The following is a 20784-nucleotide window of genomic DNA, read 5'->3' on the forward strand; positions in this document are numbered from 1 at the left end:
GTCAGGCCTCCTCGTCGGTGGGGTCGGCGGATGCCCGCATCCCGGCCGATCTCGCGGCCCGCAGGCCCGCCATGGTGGGCCCGCCCGGTGCGCCGTCGTTAGCGCCCGGGCGCGTGTCGGGGAAGCCCGCGAGGATGCGGGCGGTCTCGCGGAAGGTGCACAGCGGGGCGCCGCGGGTGGGGGTCACCGGCCGCCCGGCCCGTAGGTCGTCGACCACCTGTCGGGCCGAGGCGGGGGTCTGGTCGTCGAAGAACTCCCAGTTGATCATCACCACTGGGGCGTAGTCGCAGGCGGCGTTGCACTCGATGTGCTCCAGGGTGATCCGGCCGTCCTCGGTGGTGCCGGGGCCGTCGAGGTCCAGGTGCTCGGCGAGGGAGGCGAGGATCTCGTCGCCGCCCATCACCGCGCAGAGCGTGTTGGTGCACACCCCCACCAGGTAATCGCCCGTCGGCGTGCGGCGGTACATCGAGTAGAAGGTCGCCACCGCCATCACCTCGGCCGCGGTGAGGTCCAGCACCCGTGCGCAGAACTCGACGCCGGCCGGCGTCATGTGCCCGTCCTCGGCCTGGACCAGGTGGAGCAGCGGGAGCAGCGCCGACCTGGCCTGGGGGTAGCGGGCGACGATCGCGGCTGCATCGGTGGTCAACCGCTCGCGGACGTCGTCCGGGTAGGTCCGCCGCGCGCCAGGGTGGACGATCGCCCCGGGTTCGTCGGGCTTCTGACCGAACTGGAGGAAGACCGGCTGGTCGCTCATCGGTCCACACCCCCCATCACCGGGTCGATGCTGGCGACGGCGGCGATCACGTCGGCGAGCATCCCGCCCTCGCACATCGCGGCCACCGCCTGAAGGTTGGTGAACGACGGGTCGCGGTAGTGGACGCGGTACGGGCGGGTGCCGCCGTCCGAGACCATGTGCACGCCCAGCTCGCCGCGGGGCGACTCGACCGGCACGTACACCTGGCCGGGCGGCACCGCGAACCCCTCGGTGACCAGTTTGAAGTGATGGATCAGCGCCTCCATGGAGCTGTCCATGATGTGGCGGACGTGGTCGGGGGAGTTGCCCAGGCCGTCGGGGCCCACCTTGAGCTGGGCGGGCCACGCGATCTTGGGGTCGTCGACCATCACCGGGCCGGGCCGGAGCCGGTCGAGGCACTGTTCGACGATCTTCAGCGACTCCTTCATCTCGTCCACACGGATCGCGAAGCGGTCGTAGCAGTCGCTGTGCGACCCCGTCACCACGTCGAACTCGTAGTTCTCGTACCCGCAGTACGGATCGGTCCGGCGCACGTCGTGCGGGAGCCCGCTGGCGCGCAGCACCGGTCCGGTCACCCCGAGGGCGATGCACCCGGTGAGGTCGAGGTACCCGATGCCCTCGAGGCGCATCTTCCAGATCGGGTTCTGGCGCAGGAGGAGCTCCATCTCGCGGAGGCGCCCGGGCATCACGTCGAGGAGCTCGCGGACCTTGGGCACGGCCTCGTCGGGGAGGTCCTGGACGACCCCTCCGGGCCGGACGTAGGCGTGGTTCATGCGCAGGCCGGTGATGATCTCGAAGACGTCCAGGACCATCTCCCGCTCGCGGAACCCGAACAGCATGGGGGTGCTGGCGCCGAGCTCGAGGGCACCGGTGGCGAGCGCGACCATGTGTGAGGAGATGCGGTTGAGCTCCATGAGCATCACCCGGATGACCGAGGCCCGCTCCGGCACCTGATCGGTGATCCCGAGCAACCGCTCCACCCCGAGGCAGTAGGCGACTTCGTTGAAGAACGGCGAGAGGTAATCCATGCGGGTGACGAAGGTGACGCCCTGGGTCCAGTAGCGGTACTCGAGGTTCTTCTCGATGCCGGTGTGCAGGTAGCCGATCCCGCAGCTCGCCCGGGTGACGGTCTCGCCCTCGATCTCGAGGATGAGCCGTAGGACCCCGTGCGTGGACGGGTGCTGGGGGCCCATGTTGACGACGATGCGGTCATCGTCGGCGCTGCGTGCCGCGTCGCTGATCGCGTCCCAGTCCTGCCCGGCGGCGGTGAGGACGGTGTCCGGGTCGGTTCTGTCGGCCATCAGCTGTAGGCCCTCCGCTGGTCCGGGGGCGGGATGGTCGCGCCCTTGTACTGCACGGGGATCCCGCCGAGCGGGTAGTCCTTGCGTTGCGGGTGGCCCTCCCAGTCGTCCGGCATCTGGATGCGGGTGAGCGACGGGTGCCCGTCGAAGTGGATGCCGAAGAAGTCGTAGGTCTCGCGCTCGTGCCAGTCCGTGGTGGGGTAGATCCTGGTCAGGGACGGGATGTGGGGGTCGGAATCGGGGGCCGAGACCTCCAGCAGCAGCCGGCGGTTGTGGGTGATCGACTGCAGCGGGTAGACCACGTGGAGCTCGTGGCCCGCGGCGTCGGGGTAGTGGACCCCGCTCACCCCGAGTGACATCTCGAAGCGGAGTGCGGGGTCGTCCCGGAGCGTCAGCGCGACCGTCGGCAGGTGCCTGCGCCGCACGTGGAGTGTCAGCTGCCCTCGGTGGACGACGACGTTCTCCACCGCCTCGTCGAAGGTCGGTCCGCCCCGCGATGCCAGGGCGGCGGTGAGAGTGGCGACCACCTCGTCGTCGTCGCCCGTGTCGTCATCCCGTGCACCGTCATCCCGTGCGCGGTCGTCCCCCTCGCCCGGGGGCCGGGTGCCGCCCGGCATGTCGACGGGGCGCACGAGGCCGCCGAAGCCGGAGGTGTCGCCGGTACCGCGGACCCCGAACATGCCGTGTCGGACCCCGACGGTGGCCGTGTCCGCCGTGTCCGCCGTGTCCGCCGTGTCCGCGGTGTCCGCCCTGTCCGCCGGCGGCGGACCGTCGGAGTCGCGACGGTCGGGGCGGTCCGTCATCGGAACATCCCCTCGACGGGGATGAGCGGGCGCTGGTCGAGCGCCGCCTGCTCGGCCGCGCGGACGGCCTCGGCCCGGTTGGCGCCGAGCGGCATGTGTTGGATCTTGTCGTGCAGGGTGATGATCGCGTGCAGGAGCATCTCAGGCCGTGGGGGGCAGCCGGGGAGGTAGATGTCCACGGGGACGACGTGGTCGACGCCCTGGACGATCGCGTAGTTGTTGAACATCCCGCCCGAGGACGCGCACACGCCCATCGCCAGCACCCACTTGGGTTCGGCCATCTGGTCGTACACCTGGCGTAGGACCGGGGCCATCTTCTGGCTGACGCGGCCGGCGACGATCATCAGGTCCGCCTGGCGGGGCGAGGCGCGGAACACCTCGGTGCCGAACCGGGCCAGGTCGTAGCGGCCGCCGCTGGTGGCCATCATCTCGATGGCGCAGCAGGCCAGTCCGAAGGTGGCGGGCCAGAGTGACCCTTTACGCATGTATCCGGCGAGTTGCTCGACCGTGGTCAGCAGGAACCCGCTCGGCAGTTTCTCTTCCAGTCCCATGACTGTCTCCTCCCCTCGGTCCCGGTCAGTCCCAGCTCAGTCCGCCGCGACGCCACTCGTAGGCGTAGGCGACGGAGACGTTGACGACGAACAGGGCCATCGCGGCCAGTCCGAACAGTCCGAGGTTGTCGAAGTGGACGGCCCAGGGGTAGAGGAACAGGATCTCGATGCCGAAGATGATGAAGAGCATCGCCGTGAGGTAGTACTTCACCGGGAACCGCCCGCCGCCGACCGGCTGCGGGGTGGGCTGGATGCCGCACTCGTAGGCCTCGACCTTGGACCTGTTGAACCGGCTCGGCCCGGCCAGCGAGGACGTCAGGGAGGAGAAGACGGCAAAGGCGACGGCGACGGCACCGAGGGCCAGGATGGGCACGTACTCGTTCATCGCGTCACTCCTCGCGCGTTCCTCGAGAAGCCACCTGTGGGTTCACTTCTCCTGCAACCGCATGGGATCGCCGGCGACCGGCTGTGGTGGGGTTACGGCCCGCCGTCTCCCTGTCAGATCGGGTGTCCCGACCTCGACTGTGACTCTACTCACATTGCTTTGACGCGTGTCTGGGGTTTCGGCAGACCGGTTCTCGGCGGTGTGCGGGCCCGCTCAGGCGGGGCGGGCTGAGCTCGTCGTGAGGAGTGACACGACGGTCTCCCGCAGACGAAAGGGGTCGATCGGGTGGGGGACCGATGCATCGGCCCGGGACCAGTCCGCGAGCCACCGGTCGTCCGCGCGACCGATCAGCACGAGGATCGGCGGGGTGTGGTCGAGTTCGTCGCGGAGTTGCTTGGCCAGTCCGAGGCCGCCGGTGGGGGCGGCCTCGCCGTCGAGGATCACCAGGTCGATGCCGCCCACGTCCATGGTGTCGACGACGACCGCCGCAGTGGCCACCTCCACGTAGTCCAACCGGGGGAGGTCGGGGTGGGGGCGGGTGCCGAGCGAGGTCACGACGCGGTCGCGGACGCCGGCGTCGTGACTGTAGACGAGCACGCGGAGTTCTACGTCGGGGGCGGTGATCTCGGTCACATCCGAGATGCTACCGAGGGGGCGTTCGCGGCGGGGCCCGGCGGGGTACGGCGGGGCTCGAGCGTCGAAGGGCGGACCCCGGGAGGCGCCCGACGGGGTGCGCGGGCGGAATGGACCACAGTCGCCGCGTAACCCGTGCGAGCCCGGGCAAAGGGCCCGCGCAGGGCAGAGAGGCCGCGCACATCAGGGGCCGCGCACCCCGTCAGAGACCGCGCACGTCGGCCGCACTCGCCACGGGGCCCGCGTGAAATGGGAGACGCGGCCCGGGCTCGAGAGCGCCGGGCCGCGTCTGCGGCGGAGGATAGGGGATTTGAACCCCTGAGGGGCTATAAACCCCAACCCGCGTTCCAGGCGAGCGCCATAGGCCACTAGGCGAATCCTCCGTGGATCACAGTACCCAGCACGGCCAACCACTGGCAAACCATCCGGGAATCGTGGGCTGTGTCCCGGGCGGCGCGCGGCGGCGGAGGAGGCACGGCTAGACTCGTCCCCGGACCCCGCGCGGCGTCCATCCTGTGAACTCCCCCAGGGCCGGAAGGCAGCAAGGGTCAGCGGGCTCTGGCGGGTGCGCGGGGTCCCTTTACGTCTGGTGCCAGGACCACCTGCGTCGAGGTACCGAGACCACCGACGATGTCGATCACCCGGAGGCCACTGTGGCGCTGTCCGATTTCTCCGCCGACGACCTGGCCCGACTCGAATCGGAGTTGTCCTCCGAATACGACTCCCTCGCCGAGCGCGGCCTGTCCCTCGACCTGACCCGGGGTAAGCCCTCGCCTGAACAGTTGGATCTCTCCGAGCGGCTGCTGGCCCTGCCGGGTGAGGGGGACCACACCGCGGGGTCCACCGACGTCCGCAACTACGGCGGCGGAGCGGGACTGCCGGAGCTCCGTGGGATCATCGCCGAGCTCCTGGGGGTGGGCGTCGACCGGGTGATCGCGCAGGACAACGCGAGCCTGTCGATCATGTACGACCTGCTGGCGTTCTCGATGTTGTTCGGCACGCCCGACTCCGAGCGTCCGTGGAAGGACGAGCCGACGCTCCGGTGGCTCTGCCCGGTGCCCGGATACGACCGGCACTTCACCATCACCGAGTCGCTCGGCATCGAGATGATCCCGGTGGCGATGGGGGAGGACGGCCCGGACATGGACGAGGTGGAGCACCTCGTCGCGACGGACCCGTCGATCAAGGGCATGTGGTGTGTACCGATCTACTCCAACCCGACCGGCGCCGTCTACAGCGACCACACCGTGTCCCGGCTGGCGCGCATGGTCACGGCCGCCCCGGACTTCCGGGTGATCTGGGACAACGCCTACGTGGTGCACACACTGACCCCGGATTTCCCCAAGGTGCCCGACGTAGACTCGATCGCCTCGGAGGCCGGTCACCCCGATCGCTTCCTGCAGGTGTGCTCGACCTCAAAGATCACCTTCGCCGGCGCGGGCGTGTCGTTCCTCTCGGCCTCCGCGCCCAACCTCGAGTGGTACCTGGGGCACACGGGGGTCCGGTCGATCGGACCGAACAAGGTCAATCAGCTTGCCCACGCGCGGTTCTTCGGCGACGCCGACGGGGTGCGCGCCCACATGCAGCAGCATCGGGAGATCGTTGCCCCCAAGTTCGAGGCGGCCGACGCCGCGCTGGACCGCAGGCTCGGTGGCCACGACGTGGCCCGCTGGACCAGTCCCGAGGGCGGATACTTCATCGATCTCGAGGTGCCGGACGGGACCGCCACGGAGACCGTCCGCCTGGCCAAGGCGGTCGGAGTGGCGCTGACCCCGGCGGGTTCGGCCTATCCGTACGGGCAGGATCCCGACGACAGGCACATCCGTCTGGCACCCACGCTCCCGCCGTTGGCGGAGGTCGAGACGGCGATGGACGTGGTGGGCCTGTGTGCGTTGCTCGCGGCGTGTCGCGACGCGCAGAAGTGATGTAACACCTCCTGCCCCTTTGTTAATCGTCGATCACTGAGATGGGGCCGACTCGGGCCGGTGCGGGTGTGTCACCGATGCGGCTCTCACCAGCACAAGCGCGCGTGTTGTGATCTGTAACACGTTCTCACCTGGTGGGCTCGCCCTGGGGTATGGGCACAGGGGCTCTGACGTGCAGGAATGGCGAAATCGCCCCTGTTGAGCAGTAGTCAATTCAAGTTGGTCCTTGATCACCGCAGGTCCGCGTGGTTGTATTTGACGGGTCCGGACCCCATAAGGGATCGGGCACCGGAGTGCGGCTGAGGGGCTGCGAGGGGCCGGTGCTGTGATCTCGGTCCGGAACCGCGCCGCGAGGGTCTGAGGGGGCCCGCACCGCCGCGCGAGGGACGTCAGGAGGGGTCGCGGAGACGCGGCCCCTCCGGTCATTTCATCTGTTGTCCCGCGGTGTGAGAAGGTCCCGCCTCGTCGTCGTACCCCCTGGGTACCCTCTAGCCGTGGCCCTCTACCGGAAGTACCGCCCCGCCTCCTTCGCCGAGGTCGTGGGCCAGGAACACGTCACCGAGCCGCTGTCGGTTGCCCTGTCCTCCGGCCGGATCAACCACGCGTATCTCTTCTCCGGGCCGCGCGGGTGTGGCAAGACCTCGTCCGCCCGCATCCTCGCCCGGTCGCTGAACTGCGTGGAGGGGCCCACCGCCACACCCTGCGGGGAATGCGAGTCCTGTGTGGCCCTCGCGCCCGGGGGCACGGGCACACTGGACGTCACCGAGCTCGACGCGGCCAGCCACGGTGGTGTGGACGACACGCGCGACCTGCGGGAGCGGGCGTTCTTCGCGCCGGCGTCGTCGCGGTACCGGGTGCTCATCATCGACGAGGCGCACATGGTCACCAACGCGGGCTTCAACGCGCTGCTCAAGATCGTGGAGGAGCCGCCGGAGCACCTCATCTTCATCTTCGCCACCACCGAGCCGGAGAAGGTGCTGCCGACGATCCGGTCGCGGACGCACCACTACCCGTTCCGCCTGCTCACGCCGTCGTCGATGCGTGGGCTGGTCGAACGGATCAGCGAGCAGGAGGGGGTTCGAGTCGAACCCGCGGTGTTCCCCCTGGTCATCCGCGCGGGCGGCGGGTCGCCGCGGGACACGTTGAGCGTCCTGGACCAACTGATGGCCGGTGCGGGCGAGGAGGGAATCACCTATTCGCGTGCGGTGAGCCTGCTGGGAGCCACCGAGGCCGCGCTGATCGACGACACCGTGGACGCCCTCGCCGCCTCCGACGGCGCCACCCTGTTCCGGACCGTCGACAAGGTCATCGAGGCCGGGCTCGACCCCCGCAGGTTCGCCGCGGATCTGCTGCAGCGCCTGCGAGATCTCATCATGGTGCAGTCGGTCCCCCAGGCCATCGAGCGCGGCCTCGTCGACGCGCCGGTCGAACAGGCCGACACCATGCGTCGCCAGGCCGAGAACATCGGCCCCGCCACCCTCGCCCGGTGTGCGGACATGGTGCACGAGGGGATGGGGTCGATGCGCGGCGCCACCTCTCCCCGGCTGCTCCTGGAGATCCTCTGCGCCAAGCTGCTGCTGCCGTCGGCCGACGACTCGGTACTCGCGCTGCTGCAGCGCGTCGAGGCGCTGGAGTCCGGTACAGCGCGATCGGTCGCCGCCCCGAGTGGCGGGGTCCGTGCCCGGGAGGGGAATCCGGCCGGAGCGGGTGGGGCGTTGCCTGACGACGACGAGGTGCGCGTCGGATCGGGCGGCGCGCCCGGGCCGCAGCCACCCACTCAGCCGGAGGGGCGGCCGAAGTTCGTGCGCCGTTCGCAGGCCCAGCCCGCCCAGCCCGCCGAGTCATCCGCGCCGGAACCTGAGCCGCAGCCGCAGCCGCAGCCGCAGCCGCAGGAGCAGGAGCGGCCGCAGGAGCCCGGAGCCCGACCGGTGCAGGCCACTCCCGACGGAGCGGCCGTGCCCGCCGAGTCCGTCGCCCAGCAACTGGCGGAGAACCAGCGGCCGACCGGCGAAACCTCGGGTCCCGGCCCGGAGCCCGCACAGTCGGCACCCGACGGTCCCCGCTCGCCTTCGGCCCACCACGCACCCGGGTCCGCCCCCGCCGCCGCCCCCGAGCCCGAGCCCGCGCCCACGCCCACCTCGGGTTCCGAGCCGGCGCCCGCCTCCGCCCCCGAAACCGCGCCCGAGCCCGAGCCCGAGCCCGCGTCCGCGTCCGCCTCCGAACCGGTGGCGGATCCGTGGCGAGAGCCGCCCGCCGAGCCCGAAGGCGCTCGGGAGCAGCCGCAAGCGCAGACCGACGCAGGGACAGGGCAGGCCCCGGCGCCTGAACCCGGGACCGCCGCGGATCCCGGCATGGAGGCCGAGGACATCCGCCGCGCGTGGCCCGCTATCCGGGACGCGGTCCGGAGGAGGACCCGCACGGTCGAGGTGATGCTCGCCGGCGCGACTGTCGCGGGGGTCGAGGGCCGGGTCATTCATCTCGTCCACGACTACGCCCCGCTGGCCAAGCGACTCGCCCAGCCGCACAACGCCACCGCGATCACCGACTCGGTCACCGAGGTGGTGGGTGGGGACTGGACGATCCGCTGCACCTCGGGCGGAGCGGGTGCCATGTCCTCGGACGGTGCCCCGACCGCCGCTCCCGGCCGCGGCGCCGCCCCGGCGGAGGCGCCCGGAAAAGCGCAGCAGGCCGAGCCCCAGGGGTGGCAGCGCCGGCTGCGTGGAGGAGACTCCGGCCGGGGCGCGGGATTCGCAGGCGCCGGCGACGGTGGAGCGCCCGGGGGCGGGTACGACGACATCCCGCCGCCGCCGGAGGAGCCCGAGCCGGAGGCCGGGGAGCCCGACGGCCCGCCGCCACCCCCGGTGAGCGAGGAGGAGATGGTGGACGAGGCCCGCAGCGGACCCCAGAACCTTGATCACCGGACCGGCGAGGACATCGCGCTCCAGCTGCTCAGGGAGCATCTCGGGGCCCGACCGCTCGAGCGCTGAGCGGCTCGACCCGCAGCGCGGCGGGGCACGCTGTCCGATGGTGCGGTTACCCTGGGTTCCGACCGACCGGGGCCGCCCCGGCTCAGACGAGGCACCAGCCGAAAGGACCCCACATGCAGCCCGGACCCGACATGAACGCCCTCCTCGAGCAGGCCCAGCAGATGCAGGCACAGCTCGCCCAGGCGCAGCAGGAGATCGCCGCGACCACGGTCGACGGTCAGGCCGGTGGCGGTCTCGTCACTGTCACCATGCGCGGCACCGGAGAGGTCACCGGGGTCACCGTGGACCCCAAGGTCGTGGACCCCGAGGACATCGAGACGCTGCAGGACCTGCTGGTGGGTGCCTTCGGTGACGCCCACACCAAGGTTCAGCAGCTCGCGGAGTCGCGGCTCGGTCCGCTGGCCTCGGGTGGCGGCCTCGGCGACATGATGGGTGGCCTGGGCATGTGAGCCCGGCGGGATCCGGGGAGGTCCGGAACCCGCCTCCCGGTGTCGCAACCGACGCCGGCACCAACACAGCACAGGAACGGCGATGTACGAGGGACCAGTCCAGAACCTGATCGATGAGCTCGGCAAACTGCCGGGCGTCGGTCCGAAGTCCGCGCAGCGGCTGGCCTTCCACCTCCTGCAGGCGGAGCCGGAGTCGGTGGAGCGGCTGCGTTCGGCGCTGCAGGCGGTGGTCGACGGGGTCTCCTACTGCGAGGTCTGCGGCACCGTGGCGGCGGGCGAACGCTGCCGTATCTGCTCGGACCCCCGGCGCGATCCCACCCTCATCTGCGTGGTCGAGGAGCCCAAGGACATCGAGGCCATCGAGCGCACCCGCGAGTTCCGCGGGCTCTACCACGTGCTCGGTGGCGCGCTCGACCCCCTCAATGGCATCGGCCCCAACGAGCTGCGGATCGCGGGCCTGATGCGGCGGGTCGGCCAGGAGTTCGAGGGTGAGGAGATCGCGGAGATCATCATCGCGACCGACCCCAACACCACCGGCGAGGCCACGTCCACGTATCTGGCCAGGCTGCTGCGCCCGTTTCCCGAACTCGTGGTGAGCCGCCTGGCCTCGGGCCTGCCCATGGGTGCGGATCTCGAGTTCGCGGACGAGCTGACCCTGGGTAGCGCGTTGTCCGGGCGCCGCATCCTCTCCGGTGGTCCCGCCCAGCCCACGCGATCAGGCGGCGTGCTCCGTCCGGAGCAGACGGAGGCCCAGGAACCCCAGCCGGAACCCCAGCAGGCCCCCCAGCCGGAACCCCAGCAGGAAGCCCAGCCGTCACCCGACCTGTCAGAGGTCGAAGAGCCTCGCGGCGTTCCCGTGCCACACCGCCCGTAGCCAGTCCTCGCCCAGCCCGAGTGCTGCCAGAGCATCGAGCTGGTGGGCGAACGGGTAGGGGATGTTGGGGAAGTCGGTCCCCAGCAGGATCTTGTGTCCCAGATCGACGAGCCGTCCGCGCTCCGAGTCGGGAAACGGGCTGATCTCCTCGACGAAATCGGTGAACGCCATGGTCGTGTCCAGGTAGACGCCGCTGTACCTCTCCGCCAGGTCCAGAAACTCCGAGTACTCGCCCATGCCCATGTGGGCGATGATGAGCGGCACCTCCGGGAATCGCTCGAGCACGCCGGCGATCGGCTCCGGGCCCGTGAAAGGCCCAGCCACGGGGCCGCTACCGCAGTGGATCACCGTCGGCACCCGCGCCTCGGACAACAGGCCCCACACCGGGTCCAACAGTGGGTCGCGCGGGTCGTACTCGCCCACCTGGATGTGGGACTTGAACACCCGGGCTCCGGACTCGATGGCCTCCCGGACGTACCCGCCGGCGGTCGGCTCGGGGAAGAACGTCGCGGTGTGCAGGCAGTCGGGGTGCCGGGACGCGAAGTCCGCCGACCACGAGTTGAGCCACGCCCCCATGTCCGGCTTGTGCGGGTACAGCATAGACGAGAACGCCAGCACCCCATAGGACCTCAGGCGCTCGACCCGCTCGTCCTCGGCCTCCCGGTAGGTGATCGGCCACGTCCGCCCGACCTTCGGGCCGGCGGCGTCGAAGTAGTCCCACACCTTGGCCATCACCCGCTCGGGCATGAAGTGGGTGTGGACGTCGATGATCCCGGGTAGACCCAGCGGCTCCCACAGGGCGCGCACCTGCGCCGCTTCGTGGGCGGGATCGGGAGGGGTCACGGAGCCGGTGAGGGTGGCGGTGCCGTGGTGGATGCACATGGTTCCGAGAGTAGGCCAGTGCTGCCGTCGGGCTGGCTGATGTGTCGCGTCGCGCCGGTTCCCACCCCCGGGGATGTCCGCCGCGCGAGCTGGCCTCATCGTGCGACGACGAAAAGATTCTTCTTGACAAGAAAGTTTGTCGGTAGAAGAGTGGGTGGCAGAGAGAGGGCTCGATGTCGATCGAGGGCGGGGGACCATGCAGGACATCGGAGTGATCGACAGCGCCGAGGCGGCCACCGCGGCCCTGGCTCCTATCCGCACGCGGCTCCTGTCGGAACTCACCGAACCGGGGTCGGCCACCACGCTCGCCGCCCGTCTGGGCGTTCCGCGACAGAAGCTCAACTACCACCTGCGCCAGCTCGAGAAGTACGGACTGGTGGAGCTGGTCGAAGAGCGACGGCGGGGGAACGTCACCGAACGGATCCTGAGGGCCTCGTCGTCGTCGTTCGTCGTCTCTCCCGGGGTGATGGGGCGGGTCCAGCCCGCCGTGGGCGCCGAACCCGACCAGGCGTCGCCACGATGGCTTCTCGCCCTGGCCTCGCGCATGGTGCGTGAGGTGGGAGAGCTGGTGGTGGGTGCGCGCCGGGCGGGCAAGCAGGTCGGCACCTTCGGGCTCGACGGCGAGGTCCGCTTCGCCACCCCTGCTGACCGCGCGGCGTTCGCGGCCGAGCTCACGGACGCCGTCACCAGGCTCGTGTCCAGGTATCACGACGACTCTGCCGAGGGGGGCCGCCGACACCGCCTCGTCCTGGGGATGCACGCCGTCCCGCCCGGGACCGCAGACGCTTCCGGCAGCACCACGCCCGACAGCTCCACACCCGTCAGTCCCACAGCTCACCGAGAGGAGAAGAACGATGTCTGACCAGCACAAGCGGATCGAGAAGTCCATCGAGCTCGACGCCACCCCGGAGGAGGTGTGGGAGGCCGTGGCCACGGGTGAGGGCATGGCGTGTTGGTTCGTGCCCCACCGGTTCGAGCCGCCGGAAGGGGGAGTGGGAGCCCGCGTGGTGTCCGATTTCGGCTCCGGCAACGTCTCCGAAGCCACGGTCAGGGAATGGGAGCCCGGACGGCGATACGCGTCCTCCGCGGACGGAGACCCGCAGGTCGTGGAGTTCCTCGTCGAGGGCCGCGACGGTGGCGGAGCAGTGCTGAGGCTCATCCACAGCGGGATCACCGGCGAGGACTGGGAGGCCGAGTACCACAGCCACGGCTGGGACGGTTTCCTGGCGAATCTCCGCCGCTACTTCGACCACTTCCGCGGTCTGCCGCCGGCGACCGTGTCGATCATCGCGTTCAGCGACCTCGACAAGGACGGCATCTGGGCACTGTTCGACAGCGCGCTGGGCATCGACCGGCAGCTGGCGGTCGGCGACACCGTGCGTCTGACGCCCGACGGGCTCGACCCGATCGACGGCGTAGTGGTGGTGGCCGAGCCGGGGAACCTCGGGATCCGCAGCGACCGGGGGGTCCACTTCTTCAGCGGCGACGGCGCCTGGGGCATGGTCACCGTCACCCACTACTACTACGGCGAGGGGCTCGACCGCGACGCGCTCACCGCCGGGTGGCAGCGCTGGACCGACTCGCTGTTCCCGCCGTCTGCCGCGCCGGCGGAGGGCTGACAGGCCTCAGCGGCGGGCGGCGGCCAGGCGTTCGCGGCGCAGCTGCTCCACGGCGGGCACCTCGACCGGCGGCAGCGAGTCCACGCCGAGCGCCCGGCACAGCAGCAGGTCGGCCAGCTCGGGATTCCGCGCGAGCACCGGGCCGTGCATGTAGGTCGCGATCATCGAGCCCTGCACCACTCCCTCGACCCGCCCGCCGACCCGCGCGGGCTCGTCGGCCGGGACGCCGTTGCCCACTCCCGAGGTGGCCACGCCGAGCGGGGCGGCATCCGGGCCCAGCACGGTGGCGCCCATGTGGTTCTCGAACCCCGTGAGGGTGCTGGTGAGCCCGGCGAGCTGCGGCTCCACCACCAGCTCCCCGATCGAACGCCTGGCCTGCGGCGAGGTGGTCACGTCGAGCAGGCCCAGGCCGGGGGCGCGAGAGCCGTCGGCGACCACGAACCACTCGCCGAAGACCTGCATCCCGGCGCAGATCGCCAGCACCGGCACCCCGCGCGCGACCGCCCGCTGCACGCCGGGCGAACCGGACAGGTGCCGGGAGGCGAGCTTCTGCGCGGTGTCCTCCCCTCCGCCGACCGTGTAGATGTCACACGAGTCGGGGACGGCGTCGTCGAGGGTGATGCGGACGATCTCGGCGTCGTACCCGCGCCACCTCAGGCGTTGGCGCAGGATGAGGGAGTTGCCGTCGTCACCGTAGGTGCCCATGACATCCGGGAGCACCAGCCCGATGCGCACGGTCGACTCGGTGGGCCGTGGGGACGCGGGGGAGACGGTGTCGAGGGGAGAGGCCGACGCCCCGGCAGCGCCGCCCCGTCCCGGCGTCCCGCCCTCCGGCGAGTCGGTGCGCGCGTCCTCGTCGTGTCCGGTCATCGCTGCTGCTCCTTCCGGGCGGCGATCGTGCGCCCCAGGTCGCGGAACGCGGTGTAGTTGGCCAGCACCTCGACCCGTCCGGGCGGGCACCGTCTGATCGCGGTCAGCGGGTCGGACTCCAGTCGGTGCTCGACGCCGGCGTAGCTCAGGCGCACCGACAGGTCCGCGGCGCGTTCACCCGCGGCGTACACGGACACACCCTCGAAGCTCTCGAAGCGCACGTCCCACAGCCACGACAGGTCCACGCCGTCTGCCACCTGGCCGTTGACCGCGATCACCAGGCCGTCGGCGGAGGTGTCGATCATCCCGAGCGCCTCCTGCCAGCCGGCCGGGTTCTTGGCCAGCAGCAGGTGCGCCGAGCGGCCGTCCACGTCGACGGTCGAGTAGCGACCAGCCACGTCGTCGACCTGCTCCACCGCCCGGACCGCGGCGGCGGGGTCGGCGCCCATCGCCACTGCCGCGGCCACGGCCTGGGCGGCGTTGCCGCGGTTGGCGCGGCCCGGGATGGCCAACCGCATCGGCGCGGTGAAGCCGTCGGGCCCGTGGATCGCGTCCTCAGTGACCCACCAGTCGGGCTCGGGCCGCGCGAACTGCCGCCCGTCGGGCAGTGTGCCCCTGGCCTGCCAGCGGACGGCGCCCGTCTCGTCCACGCTGCGCGTGATCGGCTCACCGGTGCGCGGGCAGCTCACCGAATCACCGGCCCACGCGTTGCCGGCCGCCACCCACACCACCGACGGGTTGTCGAAGGCGACCGAGGTGATCATCACGTCGTCACAGTTCGCCACCACCGTGGCCTGGGGCTGCGCTGCCACCCCGGCCCGCAGGCGCCGCTCGATGGAATTGATCTCTCCCACGCGGTCCAGCTGGTCGCGGCTCAGGTTGAGCAGGACGATCGCCTCGGGCCGGGTGTTCTCCGCAACCGCCGGGGTGTGCAGCTCGTCGACCTCGATCGCGGCCAGCGGGGCCTCGCGGTCGGCGCCGAGGGCGGAGACGATCCCGGCGTCCATATTGTCGCCGCCTGTGTTGGAGGCCACCGGGGCGACCGTCGACAACGCGGAGGCGACCATCCTCGTCGTCGTCGACTTGCCGTTGGTCCCGGTGACCAGCACGGATCGCCGCCCGGCGGCGAGCTGGGACATCAGGCCGGGGTCCAGCTTGAGCGCGACCAACCCGCCGATCATCCCGCCCGACCCGCGGCCGGACACCCGGGAGGCCCAGGTGGCCAGACGGGAGACGGCCACGGCTGCGCGGCCACGGGGGGTCAGTGCGGTGTGCGCGCGGGAACTCATGCGACGAGTCTAGGCAGGGGCGCCCGCTCAGAAACGCGCCGCACCGCCGAGCGCCCGGGCCACGTCCCGACCCAGCCCGGCGATCACCTCGTCCGGCGTGTCCTCGGGGCCGTTCGCGGTGGCGATCACGGCGATCGCGTACCGACCCGAGGTGGTGTTGACCACGGCGATGTCGTGGGCTTCGGTGTCGGTCTCACCGGTCTTGTTGGCGGTGGACCCCGCGGGCAGGTGGGCCGGCAGCTTCCACGTCCGATCCTGGTCGCTCATCAGGCCGAGCACGGTCCGCGCGACCGCGGGCGAGGTCAGGGCCTCGCCTGCGGACGCGCGCCCGTCGGCGGCCCGCACCAGCTCGGTGAGGTACTCCACGCTCCCGCGCGCGCTGACCCGGCTCCAGTCGCCGGTCCAGTCCCATCGGAAGGCTCCGCCGGTGTGGAACTCATCGGCCAGGCCCACCCTGTCGGCCACGTCGTTGATCGCCTCGATCGGGTCGTCGGTATCGGGCGCCGAGGGCCCGTCGACGGAGAGGTCGTAGAGCAGGTTGGCGGCGTCGTTGTCCGAGACCGAGATGGCCGCCTCCAGCAGGTCCCAGAGGGGGCCGTACGGGGTCTCGGCGGTGGGGTCGGCGTCCCAGGCCTCGAGCGCCGCCACCGCGAAGGCCACCTTGATCACCGAGGCGGCGTAGCGGGGGTCGTCCTCGCCCGAGCACACCACGCGCTCGTCCGGGGCGTCGATCGCCAGGACGCACGCCGCCAGCTCGTGGCCCTCCAGGTCGGCCTCGGCGACGGCCCCGGACAGCAGCGGGCCCACCTCGCGCCAGCCGGACGGGACCGGCCGCTCGCGGTGGGCGGAGTCCTCGACCCGGCCGTCGGGGGCCGTGGCGGCGAGCGGCACCGATCCGGCCCGGGCGCTGGCCGACGCCGTGTCCGGGCTTCCCATCTCTGTTCCGGGCGCGGTCACCGCCACACCCAGTACCGCCGCCAGGCACAGTGCTCCATAACCGCCCGCGGCCAACCTGAGCAGCCGCCGGGAGCGCCGTCGTGCCCGCACCGGGGCGTCCCGCAGACGGGCCGCGGGAGTGTCCGACCGGTACCGCGCCACGGGCTCTCCTGGTTCTGACCGGACCGGTGGTGGCCGGTGCGCCGAATTGACGGACTCGACAGTAGTCGTCGGAGATGTCGGGGTGGTCTGCCACGATAGGCGGCACGAGCGGACACGGTCGGGCACGGTCGGACGCGGTGGGCACGGTCGGACGCGGTGGGCACGGTAGGCACGGGGGACGGGGGGACATGAGCGGCTGGGTGGTGGTGGACGTCGAGACGTCCGGGATGAGGCCGTCGGTCGACCGGGTGCTGTCGGTGGCGGCGGTGGTGATCGACGACGACGGCGAGGTGGTCGAGGAGTTCGTGACCCTGCTCAACCCGGGGGTCGACCCGGGGCCGGTTCACGTGCACGGCCTCACGCCGGCCCTGCTCGCGGGCAAACCGCGCTATGCCGACGTGGCCGCGGACCTGGCCCGGGTGCTCGACGGCCGGACGGTGGTGGCCCACAACGCCACCTTCGACGCGTCCTTCCTGGCCTCGGAAGCGCGGCGGGCCGGGCTCGAGCCGCCGTTGGAGCAGTTCCTGTGCACGCTGGACTTCGCGGGCCGGCTCCACCTGTCCACCGCCGACCTGAAGTTGGTCACGCTCGCCGCGCACTTCGGGGTGGAGCAGCGGGCCGCGCACGACGCCCACGACGACGCGCTGGTGCTGGCCGGGGTGTTCGCGGGGATGCTGCAGGTCGCCGCGGCCAAGGATGTGCAGCCGTCGGTGCGGCGCCTCGACGGGATGCTGGCGGATCCGGAGACCGGTTTCCTCGTCTCCCGCGTCTGGGCCGAGGCCCTGGCCGCACCCAGGCTCTGGCGGCCGGCCGGGCGGTTGAAGCGTGGCGGCGGGCTGGTGCAGGGAATGGAGGTGGTCTTCACCCAGGACGTCGACCGCGACCCGGAGGAGATCGCCGGCTTCGTCGTCGATTCGGGTCTCTACCTGGCCGACCGCATCTCCTCCCGCACCTCGCTGGCGGTGTGCGACGCCCCCGGCGCGGTCCGGGGCCGTGCCGCCTTCGCCCGGAAGAAGGGACTCGAACTGGTCCCGTTCGCCCGGTTCTCCGAGATGCTCGCCGATGTGGCGCCCGGGCGGCCCGTCGCGGGCGCCCAGGCGGTGGACAGCGCGCAGGAGGCGCTCTTCTGACGGACGCCCGCTGACGGGCGCGTTCCGCATCGTGGAGCGGCGGTCCGGGGGGTCGCGGCTGAACTGACATGATGGTCTGCGGCCCACGTCGTCGACAACAGGAGTACCGTCCCGTGCCCGCACCCCAGAACGCCGCCGCCCGCGAGGTCTACGAGATGGAGCGGGCCCACGTCCTGACCCCGTGGTCCGCCTGGGGCGCCAGCGACCCGATGGTCGTCACCGCCGCCGAGGGCTGCCACCTGACCGACGGCGACGGCAACCGCCTGCTCGACTTCACTTCCCAGCTGGTCAACACCAATATCGGCCACCAGCACCCCGTCGTGGTCAAGGCCATCCAGGACCAGGCCGCCGAACTGTGCACCATCAACCCCGCGCACGCCAACGCCGCCCGCGCCGAGGCCGCCCGTCTGGTCGCCGAGGTCGCGCCCGCCGGGATGAACCGCGTGTTCTTCACCAACGCCGGCACCGAGGCCGTCGAGCACGCGATCCGCATGGCCCGCCGCCACACCGGCCGTCACAAGACCCTCTCGGCGTTCCGCAGCTACCACGGCGCCACGACCACCTCGATGAACCTCACCGGCGACACCCGCCGCTGGGCCAACGACCACGGCAACACCGGCGCAGTGCACTTCCACGCGCCCTACCTGTACCGGTCGCAGTTCTACGCGGAGAACTCCAAGCAGGAGTGCGACCGCGCGCTCGAGCACCTGGACTCGCTCATCGGCCTCGAGGGCCCGGACCACTTCGCCGCTCTGATCATCGAGTCGGTGCCCGGCACGGTCGGCATCATGGTGCCGCCGGCCGACTACCTGCGCGGCGTGCGCGAGATCTGCGACAAGTACGGGATCGTGATGATCTGCGACGAGGTCATGTCCGGCTTCGGCCGCACCGGCGCCTGGTTGGCCCTGGACAACTTCCGTTCCGGCGACGACGACTGGGCGCCCGACCTCATCACCTTCGCCAAGGGCTCCAACTCCGGCTACGTCCCTCTGGGCGGGGTGATCCTGCACGACCGGATCGCCGCCTCCTTCGAGACCACCCCGTACACCGGTGGCCTGACCTACGCGGGGCACCCGCTGGCCTGCGCCTCGGTGGTGGCCACGATAAACCTGATGCGGGACGAGAAGATCGTCGAGAACGCCCGCCTGATCGGCGAGGACGTGATCGGCCCGCGCCTGCGCGAACTCGCCGAGAAGCACCCGTCGATCGGCGAGGTCCGCGGCCTGGGTGTGTTCTGGGCCGTGGAGATGGTGGCCGACCGCGAGACACGCGAGCCCCTCGCCCCCTACGGTGGGACATCGGAGGCCATGGCAAGGACCTTCGCCGCCGCGAAGTCCGACGGCGTGCTGTTGTTCATGAACTACAACCGATTCCACATCGTTCCGCCCTGCATCATCACGGCCGATGAGGCGAACGCGGGGCTCGACGTGTTCGACCGCGCACTCGATGTGGCCGATTCCTACGTGGGGAGCTGACCGCGCATGGCGCTGGTACTGGGACTGATAGTCAACGCCGTCGCCCTGTGGGTGGCGACACTGATCGTGCCGGGGATCTCCCTGTACGAGACCGCCGGGGACGCCGGGATCGACGCCGGCGCCGTCGACAACGAGGTGAGCGTGCCGACCATCGCGGCGCTGCTCATCGTGGCCGTGGTGTTCACGCTGATCAACGCGGTGGTCAAGCCCATCGTGCAGCTGCTGTCGCTGCCGCTGACCATCCTCACGCTGGGGCTGTTCCTGCTTGTGATCAACGCTCTGATGCTGATGCTCACCAGCTGGGTCACCACGACGTTCCAGCCGTTCGGCGCCGAGTACCACGTGAGCGGGTTCTGGGCGGCGTTCTTCGGGGCGATCGTGATCGGCCTGGTCAACTGGGTGCTCGGCATGGTGCTGCCCACGCGCGCCCGCGACTGACCCGCCGCTGTCGGGTCAGGCCGCCGCGCCCGGCCTGTCGTGGGGCGGGCGCGTGTGGCTGCCGAGGTGGAGCGCGCTGGCTGCGTGGGGAGTCCCGCCGTCACCCGGGGTCGCCCCGCCGGCCTCATGCAACGAGAAGAGCGTTCCGAACACATCCCGCGAGTGGGGAGGTTCGGAACGCTCTTTTCGATGGGTGAAGCGGGTCGGTCGGACCTGACTCAGGACCCGAAGGCGGCCGAGGAGACGGCACTCGGGACCCAGTTGCGTGCGGCGACGTCGCGGATGAACTGCATCTGCGGGTAGAACGAGTTACCCGGGCAGGCGGTCCCGCCCCAGTCGCGGTGACCCGAGACGGCCGGCATGTTGCGCGTGGCCCCGCCCTGCGGGTTGCGGTAGGTGATCCCGCCGCGCGGGTTGATGCCGGTGGCCGAACACAGGGCGCGAACGCAGTCGATGGTCGCGCCCACGGCTGCGGCGGTCGGCGGCGCCCCGGTGAAGTCACCCAGGACGCACACGCCGATGTTGCCGTTGTTGACGCCACCCGTGTGGCCCGCGGTGACCACCGGGGGAGCGATACCGGCGACCGGGGGCACCTGGAAGACCGGGGTCCCGCCCACGGTTCCGCCGCGGCCCTGGTAGATCCGGCCCTCCGGGTCGATGAGCAGGTGGTACCCGACGTCGCCCCAGCCCAGCGTGTTGGCGTGGTAGTTGTAGATCGCGCGGACGCTGGCGGCGCGGTCCGGTCCGACGGGCGAGGCCGTGTGGTGGATGGTGATCGCCTGCGCCGGGAAGAACTGCGGCGCCCAGCGGTTCCCCGAGACGTCACCGGCGCCCCAGGCCGCCCGCGGGATGATCGGCAGTCCGAGCGTGCCGACGCTGCCCAGGCTGTAGTTGCGCGGTGCGCCACGTCCGTCGTCGAACGCGGTGGCACGGGCGCCCGCGGGTGCGTCGACCTCGTAGCCCACGGACCCCTCCGGCGCCGCGATGAGATCGGAGGCGGGCGTGCTGCCGCTGTCCGGAGCGGAATCCATCGCCTCGAGCGGGAGCCAGTCGCCCACGGAGCCGTCGGGGAACGCGAAGCGGATGCGACCCGCGATCTCCTCGGCGCTCGGGAAGGTCACTCCGACGTAGCCGAGCGGGCCGTTCGGCTGGATCATCCCGCTGCCTGTCGGGACGGACTGGAGCAGATCCTGCGCCATGCCGAGGGAACCGGTGTCGAACGGATTGGCCCCGGCGAGGGGGCCACGAACGGAGGAGGCGACAGCGACGCCGACGCCGACTGACGCGGCGGCGAGGAACCCACGGCGTGAAACGGGCATAA

General features: G+C 71.2%; 19 protein-coding genes, 1 tRNA gene, 1 other RNA gene and 1 pseudogene. 10 read left to right on the forward strand and 12 right to left on the reverse strand.

Features of this window, described 5'->3' with window-relative positions; translation table 11 throughout:
* Window position 1 precedes the first annotated feature (1 nt).
* The 7 genes from nuoE to H483_RS26635 all read right to left on the reverse strand — a co-directional run bounded on the left by nuoE (window position 2) and on the right by H483_RS26635 (window position 4810).
* Window positions 2–754 carry an NADH-quinone oxidoreductase subunit NuoE gene (gene nuoE, locus H483_RS26605; protein ID WP_017836339.1) on the reverse strand — a complete coding sequence of 251 codons (753 nt, stop codon included), beginning with the start codon at window positions 752–754 and terminating at the stop codon, window positions 2–4.
* On the reverse strand, window positions 751–2055 hold the full coding sequence (nuoD, locus tag H483_RS26610; protein WP_017836340.1) for an NADH dehydrogenase (quinone) subunit D: 1305 nt from the start codon (window positions 2053–2055) through the stop codon (window positions 751–753). The genes nuoE and nuoD overlap by 4 nt, the downstream gene beginning before the upstream one ends.
* Window positions 2055–2858, reverse strand: a complete 804-nt coding sequence (locus tag H483_RS26615) for an NADH-quinone oxidoreductase subunit C (RefSeq protein WP_017836341.1) — start codon at window positions 2856–2858, stop codon at window positions 2055–2057. Before H483_RS26615 ends, nuoD begins: the two co-directional genes overlap by 1 nt.
* The gene (locus H483_RS26620; RefSeq protein WP_017836342.1) at window positions 2855–3409 is read right to left on the reverse strand and encodes an NADH-quinone oxidoreductase subunit B family protein; all 555 of its coding nucleotides are present in this window, start codon (window positions 3407–3409) and stop codon (window positions 2855–2857) included. Before H483_RS26620 ends, H483_RS26615 begins: the two co-directional genes overlap by 4 nt.
* Before the next feature lie 25 nt (window positions 3410–3434).
* Window positions 3435–3794 carry an NADH-quinone oxidoreductase subunit A gene (locus tag H483_RS26625; RefSeq protein WP_017836343.1) on the reverse strand — a complete coding sequence of 120 codons (360 nt, stop codon included), beginning with the start codon at window positions 3792–3794 and terminating at the stop codon, window positions 3435–3437.
* A gap of 213 nt (window positions 3795–4007) precedes the next feature.
* The gene (locus H483_RS26630; protein WP_017836344.1) at window positions 4008–4427 is read right to left on the reverse strand and encodes a hypothetical protein; all 420 of its coding nucleotides are present in this window, start codon (window positions 4425–4427) and stop codon (window positions 4008–4010) included.
* Window positions 4428–4722: 295 nt separating this feature from the next.
* Window positions 4723–4810, reverse strand: a tRNA-Ser gene (locus H483_RS26635).
* Between the two features lie 106 nt (window positions 4811–4916).
* On the opposite strand from H483_RS26635, the gene ffs reads away from it, so the two are divergent.
* From ffs to recR, 5 genes and pseudogenes are all read left to right on the forward strand, one after another.
* Window positions 4917–5011: signal recognition particle sRNA small type (ffs, locus tag H483_RS38505), an RNA gene on the forward strand.
* Window positions 5012–5080: 69 nt separating this feature from the next.
* On the forward strand, window positions 5081–6352 hold the full coding sequence (locus H483_RS26640; protein ID WP_017836345.1) for an aminotransferase class I/II-fold pyridoxal phosphate-dependent enzyme: 1272 nt from the start codon (window positions 5081–5083) through the stop codon (window positions 6350–6352).
* 494 nt (window positions 6353–6846) lie between these two features.
* The gene (locus tag H483_RS26645) at window positions 6847–9339 is read left to right on the forward strand and encodes a DNA polymerase III subunit gamma and tau (protein WP_017836346.1); all 2493 of its coding nucleotides are present in this window, start codon (window positions 6847–6849) and stop codon (window positions 9337–9339) included.
* A 113-nt stretch (window positions 9340–9452) separates the two neighbouring features.
* Entirely contained in the window at window positions 9453–9788 is a 336-nt protein-coding gene (locus H483_RS26650; RefSeq protein WP_017836347.1) for a YbaB/EbfC family nucleoid-associated protein, read from the forward strand.
* Window positions 9789–9870: 82 nt separating this feature from the next.
* A pseudogene (gene recR / locus H483_RS26655) lies at window positions 9871–10476 on the forward strand (recombination mediator RecR); the annotation flags it as partial.
* 138 nt (window positions 10477–10614) lie between these two features.
* Here the strand turns inward: recR and H483_RS26660 are convergent.
* Complete coding sequence (locus H483_RS26660) at window positions 10615–11544, reverse strand: amidohydrolase family protein (RefSeq protein WP_017836349.1); 930 nt, start codon at window positions 11542–11544, stop codon at window positions 10615–10617.
* A 196-nt stretch (window positions 11545–11740) separates the two neighbouring features.
* Between H483_RS26660 and H483_RS26665 the strand changes: the two genes are divergently transcribed.
* Window positions 11741–12406: a helix-turn-helix domain-containing protein gene (locus tag H483_RS26665; protein WP_017836350.1), complete on the forward strand. Its 666-nt coding sequence runs from the start codon at window positions 11741–11743 to the stop codon at window positions 12404–12406.
* A complete protein-coding gene (locus tag H483_RS26670; protein ID WP_017836351.1) occupies window positions 12399–13163 on the forward strand; it encodes an SRPBCC domain-containing protein in 765 nt (254 codons plus the stop codon). The genes H483_RS26665 and H483_RS26670 overlap by 8 nt, the downstream gene beginning before the upstream one ends.
* 6 nt (window positions 13164–13169) lie before the next feature.
* Here H483_RS26670 and H483_RS26675 read toward each other — a convergent pair whose 3' ends face one another.
* The 3 genes from H483_RS26675 to H483_RS26685 are packed head-to-tail and all read right to left on the reverse strand — an operon-like array spanning window position 13170 to window position 16420.
* A complete protein-coding gene (locus tag H483_RS26675; RefSeq protein WP_017836352.1) occupies window positions 13170–14033 on the reverse strand; it encodes a type 1 glutamine amidotransferase in 864 nt (287 codons plus the stop codon).
* Window positions 14030–15322 carry a MurT ligase domain-containing protein gene (locus tag H483_RS26680; protein WP_017836353.1) on the reverse strand — a complete coding sequence of 431 codons (1293 nt, stop codon included), beginning with the start codon at window positions 15320–15322 and terminating at the stop codon, window positions 14030–14032. The genes H483_RS26675 and H483_RS26680 overlap by 4 nt, the downstream gene beginning before the upstream one ends.
* A gap of 27 nt (window positions 15323–15349) precedes the next feature.
* Window positions 15350–16420, reverse strand: a complete 1071-nt coding sequence (locus H483_RS26685; RefSeq protein ID WP_017836354.1) for a serine hydrolase — start codon at window positions 16418–16420, stop codon at window positions 15350–15352.
* 188 nt (window positions 16421–16608) lie between these two features.
* Between H483_RS26685 and H483_RS26690 the strand changes: the two genes are divergently transcribed.
* The 3 genes from H483_RS26690 (at window position 16609) to H483_RS26700 (ending at window position 19463) form a co-directional block, all read left to right on the forward strand.
* A complete protein-coding gene (locus tag H483_RS26690; protein WP_017836355.1) occupies window positions 16609–17550 on the forward strand; it encodes an exonuclease domain-containing protein in 942 nt (313 codons plus the stop codon).
* A 113-nt stretch (window positions 17551–17663) separates the two neighbouring features.
* Window positions 17664–19025: an aspartate aminotransferase family protein gene (locus H483_RS26695; protein WP_017836356.1), complete on the forward strand. Its 1362-nt coding sequence runs from the start codon at window positions 17664–17666 to the stop codon at window positions 19023–19025.
* 6 nt (window positions 19026–19031) lie between these two features.
* Window positions 19032–19463 (forward strand): phage holin family protein, encoded by a 432-nt coding sequence (locus H483_RS26700; RefSeq protein ID WP_017836357.1) that lies wholly within the window; start codon window positions 19032–19034, stop codon window positions 19461–19463.
* Window positions 19464–19681: 218 nt separating this feature from the next.
* Here the strand turns inward: H483_RS26700 and H483_RS26705 are convergent, their stop codons facing one another.
* Window positions 19682–20782, reverse strand: a complete 1101-nt coding sequence (locus tag H483_RS26705; RefSeq protein WP_017836358.1) for a peptidoglycan recognition family protein — start codon at window positions 20780–20782, stop codon at window positions 19682–19684.
* Between the last annotated feature and the right edge of the window lie 2 nt (window positions 20783–20784).

Origin of the sequence: Dietzia sp. UCD-THP (assembly GCF_000349585.1) — a bacterium.
GTDB lineage: Bacteria > Actinomycetota > Actinomycetes > Mycobacteriales > Mycobacteriaceae > Dietzia > Dietzia natronolimnaea_A.

Coding starts and splice junctions, on each gene's coding strand:
- H483_RS26675 (WP_017836352.1), bottom strand. CDS start 14,033: ATGACCGGACACGACGAGGACGCGCGCACCGACTCGCCGGAGGGCGGG.
- H483_RS26625 (WP_017836343.1), bottom strand. CDS start 3,794: ATGAACGAGTACGTGCCCATCCTGGCCCTCGGTGCCGTCGCCGTCGCC.
- H483_RS26690 (WP_017836355.1), top strand. CDS start 16,609: ATGAGCGGCTGGGTGGTGGTGGACGTCGAGACGTCCGGGATGAGGCCG.
- H483_RS26700 (WP_017836357.1), top strand. CDS start 19,032: ATGGCGCTGGTACTGGGACTGATAGTCAACGCCGTCGCCCTGTGGGTG.
- H483_RS26670 (WP_017836351.1), top strand. CDS start 12,399: ATGTCTGACCAGCACAAGCGGATCGAGAAGTCCATCGAGCTCGACGCC.
- H483_RS26665 (WP_017836350.1), top strand. CDS start 11,741: ATGCAGGACATCGGAGTGATCGACAGCGCCGAGGCGGCCACCGCGGCC.
- H483_RS26620 (WP_017836342.1), bottom strand. CDS start 3,409: ATGGGACTGGAAGAGAAACTGCCGAGCGGGTTCCTGCTGACCACGGTC.
- nuoE (WP_017836339.1), bottom strand. CDS start 754: ATGAGCGACCAGCCGGTCTTCCTCCAGTTCGGTCAGAAGCCCGACGAA.
- nuoD (WP_017836340.1), bottom strand. CDS start 2,055: ATGGCCGACAGAACCGACCCGGACACCGTCCTCACCGCCGCCGGGCAG.
- H483_RS26680 (WP_017836353.1), bottom strand. CDS start 15,322: ATGAGTTCCCGCGCGCACACCGCACTGACCCCCCGTGGCCGCGCAGCC.
- H483_RS26660 (WP_017836349.1), bottom strand. CDS start 11,544: ATGTGCATCCACCACGGCACCGCCACCCTCACCGGCTCCGTGACCCCT.
- H483_RS26615 (WP_017836341.1), bottom strand. CDS start 2,858: ATGACGGACCGCCCCGACCGTCGCGACTCCGACGGTCCGCCGCCGGCG.
- H483_RS26705 (WP_017836358.1), bottom strand. CDS start 20,782: ATGCCCGTTTCACGCCGTGGGTTCCTCGCCGCCGCGTCAGTCGGCGTC.
- H483_RS26650 (WP_017836347.1), top strand. CDS start 9,453: ATGCAGCCCGGACCCGACATGAACGCCCTCCTCGAGCAGGCCCAGCAG.